This is a genomic window from Microbacterium sp. 2FI (assembly GCF_005502885.1).
Classification (GTDB): Bacteria; Actinomycetota; Actinomycetes; order Actinomycetales; family Microbacteriaceae; genus Microbacterium.
In genome coordinates this window covers 25,976-39,558 of the sequence record NZ_SCMR01000001.1, presented here as the reverse complement: position 1 = coordinate 39,558, position 13,583 = coordinate 25,976, and the positions used below count along the sequence as shown (strand labels likewise).

The following is a 13,583-nucleotide window of genomic DNA, read 5'->3' as shown; positions in this document are numbered from 1 at the left end:
GGCGTGGCCGCCGGTCACGCCCGCCAGGCCGCGAGAATCTCGATGTGCCGCAGCAGGAACGCGCGCTCGTCGAGTCGCTTGCGCCGCAGCCATCCGGTCACCTCGTCGTTGCACTTGCTCGCGTTGCACGAGCGGCAGGCAGGCACGACGTTCTCGAAGGTGTACCGCCCGCCGCGCGAGATCGGCAGCACGCAGTCCTTCTGGAAGGGGCCGGATGCACCGCAGTACGCGCAGGTGCCCCACGCCTCGACGAGCGACTCCCATTCGTCGGGTGTGAGGTCGTTGTCTGCCGCCGCCACTCGCCGGGTGCGGCGCCGCGCGGCGCGGGCGCGACGGGTCTGACTCACGGCCATGGTGCGAGGGTAGCGAGCCCGAGCGGTGGACTGAGACACCCGCGCCGGTCAGCTCTCGACTAGGCCATACCCCCGAGCACGGTCGCGACGTCGTCCCACCACGCTGACGCCGCGGCGCGGTGGTCCGGCAGGCGCCGCGCCGCCTCAGCGGCGATCGCGGCGCGCTCGGCCCACAGACTCCGCATCCGCGGAATGCCCCGCGAGTCGGCCTCGGCGATCGGCACCACGGCATCCTGACCCCAGTGAGCAAGAGCACCGCGTTGCTTGATCGCGGTGTAGTCGTCGGTCACGAGACCGAGCACCGGCACTCCCGCAGGCGCCGCGAACACGGCCGGGTGATACCGCCCGGTGATCAGGAGCGCCGAGGACCGGGCGAGGGATGCCGCCGACCGCGCGTCACCCGAGGGCACGACGCTCGAGGGAGCGCGCATCAGCGCGCGCACCTCCTCATGCAGCAGCGCGTCCCCGCGCGGCTCGACGCCCGCGAGCGGCCCGAAGTGCGCGTGGAATCGGACCGGGCCGCCCACCTCATCGGCGGCGGCGTCCACCAGCGCCGCGATGCGGGCGGCGGCCTTTGCCCGGGGCGCTCCGCCGAGACTCAGCGACAGACTCACGAGCACGCCGCTGCGGGGGGTGTCGGCATCCGCTGCGGTCATCCCCAAGAAGGACGCATCGTCGACGCCGAGCCGGGCGTCGATCCCGAGGTCTGCGGCGAGCCGCTGCGACGCGGCCTCTCGCACGCCGCTGCGACGGGCGCTGCCGAGGAGCCGCGCGACCAGCTCACGGTCTCGTGCGTCGAGCCTCGGGCCGAGGGTCTGGCCGGTGACGGCGAGCGGCTTTCCGCACCGTGCCGCGATGCCGGCGAGCGCCGCGCGCTCGTACACGTGCAGCGGCCACGTGGAGGCGAGGTTGCCGCCGCCGGCGACGACCACGCCATCGGCATCGGCCACCGCGGCGATCACCGCGTGAGCCGCATCGCCGGGGGCGAGCGTGTCTTCGTTGTCAGCCGCCGACAGCACGGCGGCGAGCCGCGCCTCGGACGAGGCGCGATCGAGCCCGTCGAAGCCGATGCGTCCGACGGCGCGGACGCCGTACCGCCGGGCCGTCTCGGCAGGACTCGACGAAATGCCCACCACCTCGGCGCCACGGGCCGAGAGCTCGTCACGGGCTGCCTCGAACATGGCCTCGTCGCCGATGTGCACCATGTCGTCGACGACGCCCACGTCGCCGATCATCACGACTCTCATGAAACTCCTCAGGGTAACCAGCGGGCCCGGTTCACGCTAGACCAGTCCGCTCGCCTTTCGGGCGGCTTACCATCGAGTGCCTGCCGGAAGTGACCGGATGACCGAGGGGGTGCCATGGGCGTGCAGACGGCTCTGGACGAGGTGCGCGCAGCACCGCGGATCATCGATGCCATGCGACTCGCCGACGACCTCGCGTTCGAGGCCGGCCGCGATCCGGGCGTGCGCACCCTGCGCGTGCTGGGCTCGGCGCTGGCGGGTGACGATCAGGTCGCCGCGATCGCCGCCGTGCACGCCCTCGCCGAGATCTTCGACGAGCAGGCGTCGCGCATGCTCAGCGGCCTGCTGTCGGACGACCGCGCGACGATCCGCGAGCACGCGGCGTGGGCGCTCGGCTCGGCGCCGCCCCGCGCCGACGCGATGGGCCGCCTCATCGGTCTGGTCGCCGCCGGCGGATTCACCGGGATGCTCGCGCAGCGCACGCTCGAGCAGTGGTCGACGTCATCGGCCGAGACACTCGCCGTCAGCGTCGAGGCCGCGCTGCTCGGCATCGTCGACCCGGCTGCTCGGGCCCGGCTGGTCGAGACACTCGGCCTCGTGCGGCCGGCCGTCGCCACGCGGGCCCTCGTCCGGATCGCCGGCGACGCGCGCGAGCACGACGAGGTTCGCATCGCCGCGGTCTCCGCCCTCGGCCAGCGGCGCGGCACGCCCGGGCTGTCGGGTCCGATCGAAGACCTCGTGGGGACGGGGGGACTTCTCGCCGAGGTCGCCCGCCTCGCGCTGATCGACCTCGCCGACACCGCTGCGCCGAGAGAACCGCACCACGCCGGACTGACGGTGGCGCAGCTGTTCCTCCACGCCGACATCGACCCGTCGCTCGCTTCTGCCGGCGCCGGCGACAACGGCGGCATCGCGACACTCCTCGTGCGCTTGGGCAACGCCCTGGTCGCCGACCCCGATACGGGCGTGCGCCGCGTGATCACGCTCTCTCGCGGCCCCGTCGCGCAGGCGGCCGCCGATCTGCTCGACATCGGCTCCGCCGCGTCGGGCCACATCTACGGACACGTGCCGCTGCGCTCTGCCCCCGTCCCCTCGGCAGCGGCCTGGCCGTTGCGCGTGACGGCGCGGCGCGGCATCCGTCGCATCCTCCGCGCGGCAGGGCGGGTCGACCTGCTGCACCTGCGTATGGCCGATGTCGGAAGCCTCGCCGCCGCCGATGTCGCGCGCGAGCTCGGCATCCCCGTCGTCTTCACCGTCGCACCCGACCCCCACGGCGTGATCACCTCGATGGACCGCTCGGGTGCCCTCACGCGCGAACACTTCGGCGACGTCGATCTGGTCGAGCACTTCTGGTTTCGCGTGCGCCTCGTGCAGAACCTCGCCTCCAACGCCGCCCACACCGTGCTCTTCCCGCGCCCCGAGCTGCAACGCGACATGCGCCAGCTCGTCGGCATCGACATCACCTCGCACCCGGAGCGGCACACGATCGTGGCCGAGGGCGTCGACCTCGATGTGGTCGACCGTGCGGTCGCGGTTGCGCGCGCCCACGCCGACGGCACCCCCGCGGTGCCGGCGATCGCCGAGCTGCGGGCTCGCGTCGAGGCGCTGGCGCCCGAGCGGCGCAGTCTTCCGATCGTGGTCACCGTCGGTCGGCTCCACCGGGTCAAGGGCATGGCGACCCTGGTCGACACGTGGGCACGAGGACCCTTGCGCGATCGCGCGAATCTGCTCGTGATCGGCGGGGATCTCGAGCACCCGTCCCTCGACGAGCGCGAGCAGCTCTCGCGCATCGACCTCGCGGTGCCCGAAGCCGAGCGCGCCGAGGGCGGGTTGATCCTCGCGGGCCATCAGCCGAACGACATCGCGGCGCTGTGGCTCGCGGCGGTGCGATTCGGGATGCCGGGGCTCACCTCGCCGGGCGGGATCTACGTGTGCGCAAGCCTCAAGGAGGAGTTCGGCATCGCGCTCCTCGAAGCGATGGCGACCGGGCTCATGGTCGTCGCCCCCGACGGCGGCGGCCCCGCCACCTACGTCGAGGACGGCGTCACCGGCGTTCTCACGCAGACATGGGATGCCGACCGGCTCGAGACCGCGATCGGATCCGCGCTGGAGGCCGGAGCCCGCGGCGAGGGCACGCGTCCCGAGGTCGCGCACGAGATGGTGCGGACGAGCTTCACGATCCAGGCGATGGCCGCGGCCCTCGGTCCCGTGTACCGCGGGGTCGCGGCCGAAGAGGCCGAACTCATCCGCGCCGCCGGGGCGAGCCTGTGACCCTGCTCGTCATCAGCCCCGACTACGCGTCGCATCTGCTGCCCCTGGCGACCCTCGCGACGGCCTGGCGCGATGCCGGCGAGCGGGTGGTCGTCGCCACGGGACCCGCGACCGATCCGCTGGTGCGCGAGTTCGGAATGGAGCGCGTCGATCTGGCCCTCGGGCGCGGGAGCAATGCGCGCGTGATCTCGGCCGACGAGCAGCCCGCGGACGAGTCGGCGTCGCTGCGCGGATTCTTCGACGCGACGCGCGAGGGGATGATCGCGACGCTGCGGTATCAGGCCTCGGAGCGCCTCACCGACCTCATGTGGGATCCGGTCACGATCGGGCACCGCGTGCTCGAGGCCGTCGAGACGGTGCAGGCCACCGCCGTCCTCGTCGACCATCTGGCCTTCAGCGCGCGCATCGCCCTGCAGACCGCGCGCATCCCGCACGGCGATGTCGTGCTGGGGCACCCGAGCGCGCTGCCGGTGGCCGGTGAGGTCTACGGCTTCCCGCCGTTCTGGCCCACGGCCTTCACGCCCGACGACGCGGCGCTGCGCGACCTGCGAGCACTGTGCGAAGAGGTCTCGGCGCGGTTCACGGCGGAGTGGAATCGCACCGCACGCGCACTCGACCCGGCCGCTGCGCCGACGACGGACGCGTTCGCCGAGCACGGCGACCGGGTGCTCTACAACTACCCGGCGGCCCTGGCGGCAGGCGACGGCAGGGCACTGCCTCCGCACGCGTTCCTGGGGTCGACGCGGCGCACCGAGCCCGCTGACGACCAGGTCGAACGGTGGATCGCCGACGGGGGCGAGTACGCGTACGTGAGCTTCGGCAGCTTCCTCTCGGTGCGCGGCGATGTGCTGCGCCGCGTCGCTCAGGCGCTGGCGCGCACCGGCGTGCGCGCGGCGATCGCCACCGGATCGACCCCGCCCGCCGAGCTCGGCCCGATGCCGGAAGGCTGGCTGGTCCGCGACTACCTCCCGCAAGTGCGTCTGCTCGCCGGTGCAAGGTTGGCCGTGACCCACGGCGGCAACAACTCGGTGACCGAGGCCGTAGGCCACGGGGTGCCGCTGCTCGTGCTGCCGTTCTCCACCGACCAGTTCGCCGGGGCCGCCGCGATCGAGCGCGTCGGCATCGGGCGAGCGCTGGCGCCGAACCTCGCAACGGTCGACGACCTCGCCGACGCCCTGCGGGCCGTCCGCGACCTGCCGGCGCCCGGACGCGAGGTACTTCGTGCGGTGGCGGCCGAGCAGCAGGTGCGTTCGGGCCCGCAGATCGCCTACGAGCTGCTGACCGGCGGGGCGACGCCCACCAGCTGAGCCATCGCCGGGGCGTCGCCGGCCGCCGAACGGTACAGCTCCATCCGCGCGGCATTCGCCTCGTAGCCTGCTCCTGCGCGCACCTCCGCGACGTGGTGCAGCGCGTACACGCGCCCGTCGTGTCTCACCGGCGGGCCGGCGAGCAGCGTCTCGTGCGCGAGGTTCCACGCGGCGTCTTCGAATCCCCAGCCGCGGAAGCCCTCGTCCTGACCTCCGTGCGCGTTCCACGTCCGCGGCGTGGTCACGTAGACCCCGGAACAGGCGCCGATCACGAGTTCGAATGAGCAGTCGCGAGCGGGGACGCCTGCCCGCAGCTGCGCGGTGCCCTCGGCTCCGAGCCAGTGGTACGCGGTGTACGGCAGGTGCACCCGACCGCTGGTGCGGGCCGCCTCGACGGCCGCGCGGAGCGCGCCGGGTTCGGGAATCGTGTCGGCGTCGTTGATCACGACGACCTCGTCGGGACCGACGGTGGAGACGGCCCGGTTGCGGCACGCGGCGAGCACGAACACGTCGTCGTCGGTGTCGATCGTCTGCACCGAGGCCTCGGGAACGTGCTCGGCGTACCAGCCGGTCACGAACTCGAAGGCGCTGACACGCGACGGCGCCGACCGCCACGGGATGACGACGGTGAACGGTGACATCGCACCAGCGTATGTCGGCGCGCGGGCCTCGGGCTCGCCGCGCGGCGACGCGTGCGCCTCAGGCCGAAGGCCCGTAGAGCCGCGCGACCTCGGGCGAATCCACCCAGAGCTCGTAGGCCGGCGCCTGCGGCCACCCCTCGGGCGAATCCTGCCACTCCTCCTGTCTGCCCCACGGCAGCAGGTCGATGAAGGGGAACGTGTGGCTCAGCTGCTCGGTGCCGCGGCCGTCGGTGTGCCACGTGCGGTAGACGGTGTCGCCGTCGCGCAGGAACACGTTCACCGCGAAGCCGCCTCCCGGAGGCGCGCCGACGTCGGCGCCGAACGGGCTGTCTGCCGTGGAGTACCACTCCATGCGGTTGCCGACCTTCTCGCGGTAGGCCAGCGCCTCGTCGATCGCACCCTGCGTCACGATGACGAACCGCGCGTCGTACGGATCGAGGAACTCGGTGCGCGTGAACTGCGACGTGTAGCCCGTGCAGCCGCCGCACTGCCACTCGGCACCCGGATTCCACATGTGGTGGTACGTGATGAGCTGCGACCGCCCGTCGAACACGTCGACGAGGCGTACGGGGCCGTCCTTGCCGACGAGGGTGTAGTCCGCCAGCTCGACCATCGGCAGTCGCCGCCGCTGCGCCGCGATCGCATCGAGCTCACGGGTCGCAGCCTTCTCGCGCACCCGCAACTCCGCCAGCTCTCGGCGCCACGTCTCGGCATCGACCACGGGCGGAAGGGCCGCGGGAGCCGTCGGGGCAGAAAGGGTCTCGGTCATAGCGCGTCTCCTTCGCAGAATGTGCACAGCGTCAACATCGACATGTGGACATCGTACACATCGCAGGGCGAGGGGACAGGGGGACGGATGCCGAGGCCGCAGCATCAGCGCCGGTCCGCCCCTCACGCAGCGAACCGGCGCAGAGGCCGCTACTTGGCCGCGTCGAGGATGAGTGCGACCACCTTGAGCGGATGGCTGATCATCGGCACGTGCGAGCTGTTCACCTCGACGGTCTTGGCGCCGGCGCGCTCGGCCATCGCCCGCTCGGCTTCGGGCGGGATGATGCGGTCGTTCGTCGCGACCATGTACCAGCTCGGAATCGACTCCCAGGCCGCCGGGCCCGATGGAGTCACGAGAGAGGCCAAGGCCCCGGGACGCTGCGAGCCGGCCATGTTCTGCGCCACGGCCTTCGGAATGTCCTGCGCGAACAGCTGTGGGAAGTACGCGGGGTCGATGTACGCGTCGGCGTTGCCGTCGGTCGCTCCGGGGAACGGTCGGAGGACGAGGTGGTCGATCACGTCGGTATGCCCGCCGCCGAGCGCGTTGGCGGCTTGGACGGACTCACCTTCGGCCAGCGCATAGGCGGCGATGTAGACGAGCGACTTGACGTTCGGATTGCCGGTCGCGGCATTCGTGATCACCGCGCCGCCGTACGAGTGGCCGACGAGCACGACAGGGCCGGTGATCGTGCTGAGGAACTGCCGCAGGTACTCGGCGTCGTGCTGCGGCCCGCGGAGCGGGTTCGAGAACGCGAGCACCGGGTAGCCCTTGGCCTGGAGCGCGGTCGAGACGAGGTTCCATCCGCTGGAGTCGGCGAACGCTCCGTGCACGAGGACGACCGTGGGCTTCGGCACGGGCGGTCCCTTCGCGATCTGCGCCTCCGCGGGGATGTTCGCGGTGGCGGGGAGGGCAGCGCCCCCGAGGGCGACGAGCGAGAGCGCAGCGGCGACCGCCAGCGCGACGAATCCCGTCCTCTTGCGTGTGATCATGGCGACTTCCTTTCGATTCCGTTGTGGTGTGCTGTGGCTCTGCGGCGCCTCACGCGCCGACGCGGGCCGACGCCTTCGCGTGGGCGAGCGCCCAGGCGAGGGCGTGGTCGGCGACCTCTTCCCAGCCGGGCTCCGCGCAGATCCAGTGCGAGCGGCCGGGGAACTCGACGTACTCGGTGACGGCCGGCGACGCCGCGTAGTGCTTCGCGTTGGACTTGTTGACCGACGGCGGCATGATGTGGTCCTTCTCGCCGCCGATGAACAGCAGCGGCGCACGATCCTTCGCATAGTCGACCCAGGTCTCCTGGTGACCGGGCTTGAAGTTCGCGATGAGCCCGTACGCCCAGATCCAGTTGCCCGGCGCCGGAATGGCGAACTCGCGCCAGACCGCATCGGAGTCGTCGCGCGCGAGCGTGTTCGCGAACGCGTAGTGGAACTCCTCAGGTGTGAAGGCGACCGCCTTGCGACGGTTCGCCGGGCTCTTCAGCGCCGGGAAGAGCGACTTGGCCTGCGACAGGGGCGTCACCCGCACGCCCTCGGTCGGCGCCGAATCGACCACGACCGCCGCGGCCCCGAGTCCGCGTGCGAGCAGCAGCTGCGTGAGCGTTCCGCCGAAGGAATGGCCCATGATGATCGGCGGCTTCGGCAGTGCCTCGATCTGCGCGGCGATGTGATCGACGGTCTCCGGCACCGTGAGGTTCGCGATCAGGTCGGGATCCTCGCGGAGCGCTTCGACCTCGATCTCGAATCCGGGGTACGCGGGGGTGATGACGGTGAAGCCCTGGGCCTCGAAACGCTCCTTCCACCCGCGCCAGCTGCGCGGTGTCATCCACAGACCGTGGACGAGGACGATGGTGTCGGGGGCTTCGGGATCGGTCGGTTCGGTCATGGCGGCTCCTTGTTCGGTGGTGGCGGTGGTGGGGTGTCGGCATCCGTGTCAGGAATCGATGAAGGCGAGCAGGTCTGCGTGCAGCCGGTCGCGCTCCGTGTCGGGCAGCCCGTGGGCGCCGCCCGCGTAGACGAGCAGAGTGCCTCCGGCGATGAGCTCGGCCGATCGCTTGCCGCCGACCGCGAAGGGGACGATCTGATCGTCGTCGCCGTGGATGACGAGCGTGGGCACGTCGATCTTCGCCAGGTCGGGTCGGAAGTCGGTGGCCGAGAACGCAGCGATGCACTCGAATGCAGCGCGGTGCCCGCAGGCCATGCTCTGCAGCCAGAACGCGTCCCGCACGCCCTGCGAGATGTCCGCGTTGCGGTTGTGACCGAAGAAGGGGCCGTCGGCGAGGTCGCGATACAGCTGCGAGCGATCAGCCGCCTCGCCCGCGCGGATGCCGTCGAACACCGCGAGCGGCAGACCGCCGGGGTTGTCCTCGGTCGCGAGCATGAGAGGCGGCACAGCCGAGACGAGAACGAGCTTGGCGACCCGGGCAGAGCCGTGGCGGCCGACGTAGTGCGCGATCTCTCCCCCACCGGTCGAGTGACCGACCAGCGTCAGGTCGGCGAGGTCGAGGTGCTCGATCAGGCACGCGAGGTCGTCGGCGTACGTGTCCATCTCGTTGCCGTTCCACGTCTGACTCGACCGCCCGTGACCGCGCCGATCGTGCGCGATCGCACGGTGACCGTTCTGAGCGAGGAAGAGTGCGGCCGCTTCCCACGCGTCCGCGTTCAGCGGCCAGCCGTGACTGAGCAGCACCGGTGTTCCGCAGTCACCCCAGTCCTTGTAGAAGATCTGTGCGCCGTCATCAGCGGTCACGTAGGGCATGGGCGCCTCCTCGGATGCATCGGATGACCGATGCTCCCGCGTGACGGCGCACGACCGAACCACGCGCCGCTCGTAGTCGTGAACGGGAACGCGTGGTCGGCGTCAGTCTGTCGGCAGCCGCTCGCTGAGCTGCCGGCGCGAGGTGACGCCGACCTTTCGGAACACCTTGCGCAGGTGGTAGTCGACGGTGTTGACGCTGATGAAAAGCGCCGAGCCGATCTCGGCATTGGTCCTGCCGACAGCAGCCATGCGCGCGACCGACGCCTCCTGCGGGGTCAGCGCGGCGATGCCGACCTCGTCCGCGCCGTGGACAGGCACATGCTCGCCGGTGGCCTCGAGTTCACGGCGCGCGCGGGCCTCGAACGCGGCCGAACCGACTCGGTTGAGCACGCTCAGCGCTGTCCGCAGCTGCTCTCGCGCCTCTCTCCGCCGCTTCATGCGTCGAAGCCACTCGCCGTAGACCAGATGGGCGCGACCGAGATCACCCCGCGCCGTCGACTGCTCCAAATGGTCGATCGCCGAGCGGTAGTGTGCCTCGGCCTCGTCGTCCGGTGCCAAGAGCGCGGCGCTGCGCGCGGCGAGCCCGCGGATCCAGGGGGTCGCGCTGACGTCGGCGAACATCACCAATCGCTCGACGGCGAACCGCACCTCCTCCCCCATGCCGCTGCGAACACCCGCTTCGACGAAGTCGGGGATCTGCTGGAAGGTCACCTGGAGGTACTCGCGCCGGATCATCGGCAGGCTGCGCTCGTAGGCCTCGCGGTAGTTGCCGTCGGCGACGTCACGGCTGCTGAGCGCTGACATCGCGACCGTCCACGCGCCGATGAACCCCGAGGCGCGGACCGCGTCGGCGATCTGCACGACGACGGCGATCGGTGCGCCCGACCACGCGAAGTAGGCGGCGTTGACGACCTGCTCGGCGTCGTAGCCGATCGCGCGGCGAAGCTCACGCACCTGCTCGGCGTACCGGCCTGAAGCGACGGCCCCGCCGTGCACCAGCTCGACGAGGCTGAGCAGCCACAGCGTGGTGTCGAGGATGCGCAGGGCACCCGCATCGCGGGCGGCCTCGGCCTGACGTTCGAGCAGCCGGACGCAGGTCGCCTCGTCCCAAAGCCCCATCGTGAGCGCCACGCCGAAGTAGCCGGCGTCGAGGAGCTCAGCATCCTCTGCCCCGAGGAGCGCTTCGACCGCGCCCCGCATCGCAGGCACGGCGTCCTCATACGGATCGAGGATGAACGACGACAGCGCGGCCAGCGCAAGCGATCTCGGCCCGTCCGTCACGTGGGCGCCCGCCGCCAGCCGCTCGCCGAGCTCGCGGAGGGTGCCGCTTCTCACCGCCCACTCCGAGGTGAGGTCCACCTCGAACGCCTGCAGCAGCGCCCGCTGCTCGAGCTCCGGCGCGAGCCCGTGGAAGAGCTCGGCACTGCGCAGCAGCGTCGCCGTGCCGTGCGTGATCCCCTGAGGATCGGCGACGAACATCGCGAGCGTCACCTCGAGCAGGAGCGCGCGCCCCTTCGACACCGGGTCGAGGCCGTCGACGTCCAGGCGATCGAGCTGCTCGAGAGCGAGGTGGGCCGCCCCCGCCTCGGCCGCGGCCTCGGCGGAGGCGAGGAGCCTGGCGTCCCGAACCGCACCCAGCGGGGTGAGGTCGGCGGCGCGTGCGAGCAGGTGGGACCGGGATGCCGACCCGCCGCGTCCGCCGGCCGCATCAGCCAGCTCCTCCATCCGTCCCGCCAGCACCTCGTCGATGCCGATCGCCGCGGCCGCGGCATGCCACACCGCGAGGTCGGCGCGCCCGCGGTCGTCGGCGACGGCAGCGAGCACCTCGTGAATGCGTCGGCGGTCAGCGCCCGGCATGCCGTTGTAGACGGCGGCACGGACGAGCGGATGCCGGAACGCGACGCTGCTTCGCACCACGACCAGGTCGGCACGCTCCGCCTCAGCCGCAGAATCCGCCGGCAGGGCGAGCCGCGCCGCGGCATCTTCGATGAGAGCGAGGTCGCCGGTCGACTCCGCGGCGGCGATGAGCAGCCAGTCCTGACAGGAGCGCCCGAGGGTCTGCACGCGCTCGAGATAGTGACGCTCAAGACGCTCCCCGATCGGCACCGGCGTCGACGCCAGCGTGGTCTCGGTGAGCTCACGCGCACTGAAGGCGCGGCCCAAGTCGATCAGCGCCAGCGGATTGCCGCCCGTCTCGTCGGCGATGCGCTTGGCCAGCAGCGGGTCGATCGCGCCCTGCACCGACCGATGCAGCAGCTGCGTCGCGGCGGACGGCTCGAGTCCGGCGAGGTCGAGTGAGGCGACGCCGGCGGTCGCCCGGTCGATGCCGGGGTCGGGGCGGGCGCTGAGGATCAGAGTCACCGCCTCGGCCTGCAGGCGGCGCGCGACGAATGCGAGCACTTCGAGCGACTCTGCGTCGGCGAGGTGCGCGTCGTCGACCACGCACACGATCGGCTCGTGCTCCGCCGCGGCCGCGAGCAGCGACAGCATCCCGAGCCCCACGAGATAGCGATCGGGCGGCGGCCCCGGTTCGACACCGGCGGCGATCCGCAGCGCCGCCGCCTGGCGTTCGGGCAGCAGCCGCACGAGGTGCGCGAACGGGGCTCCGAGCCGCTGCAACGTCGCGTACGCCATCGCCGATTCGGCTTCGAAGCCGTCAGCCCGGACGACGCGCACCCCGCCGAGGTCGCGCACGGCCTCCTCGAGCAGAGTGGTCTTGCCGATGCCGGCTTCACCGCGCACCAGCAAGGCCGAGCCGTGGCCGTTGCGCGCCAGACTCACGAGCGTGCCGAGGCGATCCAACTCATCGCGACGGCCGAGGAGCGATGGCTGGATGACGTCGATGCCCTACACGGTAGTGGAGCGCTCCCACGGGACGCTATGACGAAGTCAGCCGCCGAGCTCGGCCGGATGGGTCAGCCGCCACCAATCGGTCGGCGGCTCGATGGTGCCCTTGACGACGATGTCGGCTGTCACCGTCTGGGGTCCGGCCGTCCACGTGATGGAGCCGACGACCTCGCCGTCGCGATACTCCTTCGGAATCGTCGTCTCCATCGACACGGTGATCGGCGTGTCGGACCACGCGAGGATCGACGTGTCGCGGCTGATGACCATCTGCGCCTTCGCGCCCCACGGCGTCGAGAACGAGCCCACGGGTTCGCCGCCGGCAGCGACCGGCACCGCACGGAAGCCGTCGCGGATGCCGTCGAGCATCGCGACGACGTGCTCGTCGACGGCGGCCCGCGATGCCGCGTCGAGCACGACTCCGGTCACGCCGAGCGGCGCATCCAGGCCCACGTCGAGGGAGGACGTGAACAACAGGCTGTAGGTTCCCGGGCCGAGATTGCCGGTCTTGAGCCCGGTGATCCCGTGACTGCCGAGCAACTCGTTCGTATTGTTGATCCGGCCCGGCCCGGCGAGCATCAGCGACGGCGTCGCAACGATGTCTGCGATCGCCGGATTCGCCGCCGCGAGCCGCGCGATCGCCATGAGATCGGTCGGCGTGCTCGTATTGCGCGGGCTGATGCCGGTGGGCTCGACGATCGCGGTGCCGGTCAGCCCGTGCTCGGCGAGCCACGTGCGCGTCGCGTTCGCAAACGCCCACTGCGACCCGAATGCCCAGGTCGACACGGCCTCGGCGTAGTTGCTCGCCGACGGGATGAGCATCGTGGCGAGCGCATCGTGCAGCGACATCGAACTGCCGGTCGGCATCGCGGCGATCGTCGCGCCCATCACGTAGTACTTGTCGTAGAGGTCGTGGTCGGCCTTGTCGAAGGTGATCGTGGGCCCGGGATCGTCCGCGCTCGCGAGAGGGTGCGCGTCGAGGACGACGAGTGCGGTGACCAGCTTGCTGATGCTCGCGATCGAGCGGGGCTCGTCGCCGCCGCTCGTGACCCAGATGCCGCTCGCCTCAGTGCCGAGGTACTCCTCCGCGCCGCTGACGCTGATCGCCGCAGCCCCCTCCGTCGGAAGCGTGATGGCAGCGGGCGGGGGCGTCGGCGCGGTGACCGTGCGCGAGCTGACGACGGGTGGGGCGAGCGGCGCGTTCAGCGCCCAGCCGATATACCCGCCCGGCACCGCGAGCATGACGGCAAGAACGATCGCGGCGATGATCCAGCCCCAGCGGCGCCGGCGACGCGTCGCCGGGTCGACAGGAGCGCGGCCGGTCGGCGGAGCCTCTTCGCGGCTCATCAGCTCTGCGAGGTGTGCGAGCTCGTCCGGCGTCTGCTGCTGTGTCGTCATCGGTC

Annotated in this window: 11 protein-coding genes; 2 read left to right on the top strand and 9 right to left on the bottom strand. The window is 71.5% G+C overall.

Annotated features, from left to right (window positions below; genetic code table 11):
* Nucleotides 1-14 precede the first annotated feature (14 nt).
* Together FFS15_RS00185 and FFS15_RS00180 are read right to left on the bottom strand one after the other, a co-directional pair.
* The gene (locus FFS15_RS00185) at nt 15-353 is read right to left on the bottom strand and encodes an HNH endonuclease (protein WP_137842993.1); all 339 of its coding nucleotides are present in this window, start codon (nt 351-353) and stop codon (nt 15-17) included.
* Nucleotides 354-412: 59 nt separating this feature from the next.
* The gene (locus FFS15_RS00180) at nt 413-1,600 is read right to left on the bottom strand and encodes a polysaccharide pyruvyl transferase family protein (protein WP_137842992.1); all 1,188 of its coding nucleotides are present in this window, start codon (nt 1,598-1,600) and stop codon (nt 413-415) included.
* A gap of 114 nt (nt 1,601-1,714) precedes the next feature.
* On the opposite strand from FFS15_RS00180, the gene FFS15_RS00175 reads away from it, so the two are divergent.
* Both FFS15_RS00175 and FFS15_RS00170 read left to right on the top strand, forming a co-directional pair.
* On the top strand, nt 1,715-3,868 hold the full coding sequence (locus tag FFS15_RS00175; protein ID WP_137842991.1) for a glycosyltransferase: 2,154 nt from the start codon (nt 1,715-1,717) through the stop codon (nt 3,866-3,868).
* Entirely contained in the window at nt 3,865-5,175 is a 1,311-nt protein-coding gene (locus FFS15_RS00170) for a glycosyltransferase (protein ID WP_137842990.1), read from the top strand. The genes FFS15_RS00175 and FFS15_RS00170 overlap by 4 nt, the downstream gene beginning before the upstream one ends.
* Here FFS15_RS00170 and FFS15_RS00165 read toward each other — a convergent pair.
* The 7 genes from FFS15_RS00165 to FFS15_RS00135 form a co-directional block, all read right to left on the bottom strand.
* The gene (locus FFS15_RS00165; RefSeq protein ID WP_137842989.1) at nt 5,136-5,816 is read right to left on the bottom strand and encodes a hypothetical protein; all 681 of its coding nucleotides are present in this window, start codon (nt 5,814-5,816) and stop codon (nt 5,136-5,138) included. The two genes, FFS15_RS00170 and FFS15_RS00165, sit on opposite strands and share 40 nt — an antisense overlap.
* A 58-nt stretch (nt 5,817-5,874) precedes the next feature.
* Nucleotides 5,875-6,585, bottom strand: a complete 711-nt coding sequence (locus FFS15_RS00160; protein WP_137842988.1) for a DUF899 family protein — start codon at nt 6,583-6,585, stop codon at nt 5,875-5,877.
* A 149-nt stretch (nt 6,586-6,734) separates the two neighbouring features.
* Entirely contained in the window at nt 6,735-7,574 is an 840-nt protein-coding gene (locus tag FFS15_RS00155; protein ID WP_137842987.1) for an alpha/beta hydrolase, read from the bottom strand.
* A 49-nt stretch (nt 7,575-7,623) separates the two neighbouring features.
* Nucleotides 7,624-8,463 carry an alpha/beta hydrolase gene (locus tag FFS15_RS00150; protein WP_137842986.1) on the bottom strand — a complete coding sequence of 280 codons (840 nt, stop codon included), beginning with the start codon at nt 8,461-8,463 and terminating at the stop codon, nt 7,624-7,626.
* A gap of 48 nt (nt 8,464-8,511) precedes the next feature.
* Entirely contained in the window at nt 8,512-9,336 is an 825-nt protein-coding gene (locus FFS15_RS00145; RefSeq protein WP_137842985.1) for an alpha/beta hydrolase, read from the bottom strand.
* Nucleotides 9,337-9,438: 102 nt separating this feature from the next.
* Nucleotides 9,439-12,171 carry a LuxR family transcriptional regulator gene (locus tag FFS15_RS00140; RefSeq protein ID WP_283205744.1) on the bottom strand — a complete coding sequence of 911 codons (2,733 nt, stop codon included), beginning with the start codon at nt 12,169-12,171 and terminating at the stop codon, nt 9,439-9,441.
* A gap of 54 nt (nt 12,172-12,225) precedes the next feature.
* Complete coding sequence (locus FFS15_RS00135) at nt 12,226-13,578, bottom strand: D-alanyl-D-alanine carboxypeptidase (RefSeq protein ID WP_137842983.1); 1,353 nt, start codon at nt 13,576-13,578, stop codon at nt 12,226-12,228.
* Between the last annotated feature and the right edge of the window lie 5 nt (nt 13,579-13,583).